General features: G+C 68.1%; 2 protein-coding genes. Both read left to right on the plus strand.

Annotation, left to right across the window (positions count from 1 at the left end; all coding sequences use genetic code 11):
- Window positions 1–330 precede the first annotated feature (330 nt).
- Window positions 331–1,002 carry an SGNH/GDSL hydrolase family protein gene (locus tag ADK67_RS07200; RefSeq protein WP_231648063.1) on the plus strand — a complete coding sequence of 224 codons (672 nt, stop codon included), beginning with the start codon at window positions 331–333 and terminating at the stop codon, window positions 1,000–1,002.
- 167 nt (window positions 1,003–1,169) lie between these two features.
- Window positions 1,170–2,003, plus strand: a complete 834-nt coding sequence (locus tag ADK67_RS07205) for a poly(ethylene terephthalate) hydrolase family protein (RefSeq protein WP_053715606.1) — start codon at window positions 1,170–1,172, stop codon at window positions 2,001–2,003.
- Window positions 2,004–3,069 lie beyond the last annotated feature (1,066 nt).

Genomic DNA, 3,069 nt, shown 5'->3' on the forward strand with positions numbered 1-3,069 from the left:
CGGCGGGTAGTGCTTCATCACCATCTGAACGGGACTCCTGTCCACCCGGATCGTCAGGATCCAAGTGTGTCTGGTGTCCAACATCCAGGGTCAAGTCCCGACCTCACCAGTAGGACGATCTTGGAAGATCCCTGCTTCTACCCGAGGTCCGTTGCTTCACCGCTACGACACGCCTGATCTACTCCTTGACAGCCTCACCCACCGACTAACTACGCGGCCTTGGGTGAAGTCCCACAACCTGTGCGCGCATACCGCCTGACAGCTCACAGAACGAGCTGCGGCCGGTCTCGCAGTATGGATCCGAACACACCCTGCACCTGGAGGTTCATGATGCGTGGCCCTACAGCCCTGCTGGCGGCCATCGCGATCTCGACGACGGCCCTGACGGTCACAGCGCACGCCGCGTCCATCGACTACGTCGCCCTCGGGGATTCCGCGGCAGCCGGACCATTGATCCCGCACCAGATTCCCGGCACGCCGTGCGCGCGGTCCACGAACAACTACCCCTCGGTCGCCGCCGCGGCGCTCGGGGCGAGGCTGACCGACGTCAGCTGCTCCGGCGCGGAAGTCGGCGACCTCGGCGGGAACCAGTTCGGCCACCTCCCGCCCCAGTACGACGCGCTCGACGAAGGCACCGACCTGGTGACGCTCACCATCGGCGGCAACGACATCGGCCTGGTCCAGGCCGCGCTGACGTGCGTCAACGTGCTGCCCGAGCCGGTCGGCACGTCCTGCGCGGCGCGCTACACCGCCGGCGGCGTCGACCGGCTCGCCACGACGATCACCGCGTGGGCGCCGGTCTTCGGTTCCTCGCTCGACGAGATCCGGAAGCGCGCTCCGCACGCGAAAATCCTGGTCGCGGGTTACGGCACCTACATCCGCCCGAACGGCTGCCGGCCGCTCCAGCCCATCTGGGACGTCGACGCGAACTACCTGCAGGGCACGGTGGACAAGCTGAACACCGTGCTCCGCGACCAGACCACCGCGCGCGGTGGCACCTAGGTCGACCTCGCCGCCATCTCCGCAGGTCACGACACCTGCTCGACCAACCGCTACCTGGAGGGCTTGGTGCCCACCAGCCCGGCCGCACCCTTGCACCCGAACGCCCGCGGCATGGCGGCGTTCGGCCAGGCCGTCGCCACCGCCGCACTCTGAGACAGGAGCTCCCAATGCGATCGAATCTTCGCGCGATAGCGGCGGCCACCGTCGCGCTCGTCCTGCTCGTCCCCCTGCCGGGCATCGGCTCCAGCACCCCCGCAGTCGAGCGACACTACGAGCAGGCCGGCCCGTACCGGGTGGCCAAGGCCGCCCGCGGCACGACACACACGCTGTACTACCCGTCCGACATCGCCACAACCAGCCGCAAGCACCCTGTCGTGGTGTGGGGCAACGGGACCGGAGCCGAGGTCGCGCAGTACGAGGTATTCCTCACGCACCTCGCGACGTGGGGCTTCGTCGTGGCCGCCGCCAACACCGGCCAGGCCGGCTCCGGTGCCGATATGCTCGACGGCGCCCGGTACCTGGTCTCGGAGAACAGCCGGGCGGGCAGCGTCTTCCACGGTCGGATCGACACCGCGAACATCGCCGCCGCCGGTCACTCCCAGGGCGGTGGTGGCGCGATCGCGGCAGGTGCCGACCCGATGATCAAGGCGACGTTGCCGGTCATGCCCGGCCCGCAGGGGTCCGTCCCGGCACTGCGCGGTCCGAGCCTGTTCATCGCGGGCCAGTACGACTGGATCGTGCCGTCGTCCTACGTCAAGGGCCGGTACGCGTGGGCACAGGACCACGCGGCCGTGTTCGCCGAGCTGAAGGGAGCCGACCACTTCCTCCCCGGCGACACCCGCATCCGCATGGTGGGCGTCGGCACCGCGTGGCTCCGGTACTGGCTGACCGGCGACGAGCGCGCCAAGACCGTCTTCTTCGGACCGGCAGGTGAAACGGACCTGGCCAACGACCCCGCGTGGTCCGAGTTCGACCGCAACACCAAAGCCGACACCGTCTGACCGACCGGTCCTCCGGTGGAGCACCGCGCTCCACCGGAGAACCGATCAGTCGGAGCCGGATGTTCGGGACTGAACCAGACGCCTGATCACCGGATCGAGTGGGTAAGCCCGTTCCCGGTTGTACGAGCGTCCAGATGCCGTACCGACCTCCGGTGGCGTTGCACACCGACGGACTTGGTTCACTTCTTGAGGGAGTCTCGTCGGCGACCACGACGCCAGCAAGCGGTTCGACGACCGGTTGGCCGCCGAGGCGGAGGAACGGCAGGACTGACTACCACTTCGAGGTCCTGACCGGCCTCTACGCCCGCGCCTGCCGCACAGCGCTGAAAATATCCATCACGCCCTCGCAGGCGGCTGTCCGATGGCGGCACTGGCCCGGTGCCGCACCCTGCACGAAATCGCCGTGATCATGCTCGTGCTGACCGAACTCGGCGAGACGGGAGCCTGGCCGAGGCAGGTGAAGCCGATCGCACGATTGCGTATGGGAGGCGGCCAAGCGGCCCGACAGCGACCGCTACAACCGGCCGCAGCGAACCGCCCCGGACTCCGGCCGACCTCGTCATCAAGACCACCGCCGATATCCGCGATGTCCGCACGCCCGTCAGCGACCGGGCACGACGAGGGGAACTGGACGCCGAGCGAACGGCCGACCTCGACTCATCGCCACCGAGTTGACGACCAACAGCCTCCCGGTACATCGCTGTCGGGTACCGCCTGTGGATCTGGGGCAACGGGGAATGGTCACCGCAAGCCCGTACCTCTGCGGTCTGAGTTCGCACAGCCGGGGTAACTGGTGTAGTGCCGCAACGGCGATCGCACAGCGGCCCGGGCCCGGGCGGCACGGAGATGTTGAGCAAGCAGCGCCCGTGCCGCCTGGGCATCTCCGGCACGTCGCCGCCGCCCCCACCCCTGACACGAAGCACCGATCAAGAAGCGGCCGGAAACCGAGAGTTCGGAATCACGCAAGCTAGTGTCCTGCGTCTGAAGTTCGTTGATGAATTGTAGGGTTGTCGGGTGGCTCGTAGGGGTCGGCCGGTGGCCGTGGTGGTGTTGACGGACGAGGAAC

Source organism: Saccharothrix sp. NRRL B-16348 (assembly GCF_001280085.1).
Taxonomy (GTDB): Bacteria; Actinomycetota; Actinomycetes; order Mycobacteriales; family Pseudonocardiaceae; genus Actinosynnema.

Excerpts from the sequence above, each read along its gene's own strand:
- ADK67_RS07200 (WP_231648063.1), top strand. The coding sequence starts at position 331 with ATGCGTGGCCCTACAGCCCTGCTGGCGGCCATCGCGATCTCGACGACG.
- ADK67_RS07205 (WP_053715606.1), top strand. The coding sequence starts at position 1,170 with ATGCGATCGAATCTTCGCGCGATAGCGGCGGCCACCGTCGCGCTCGTC.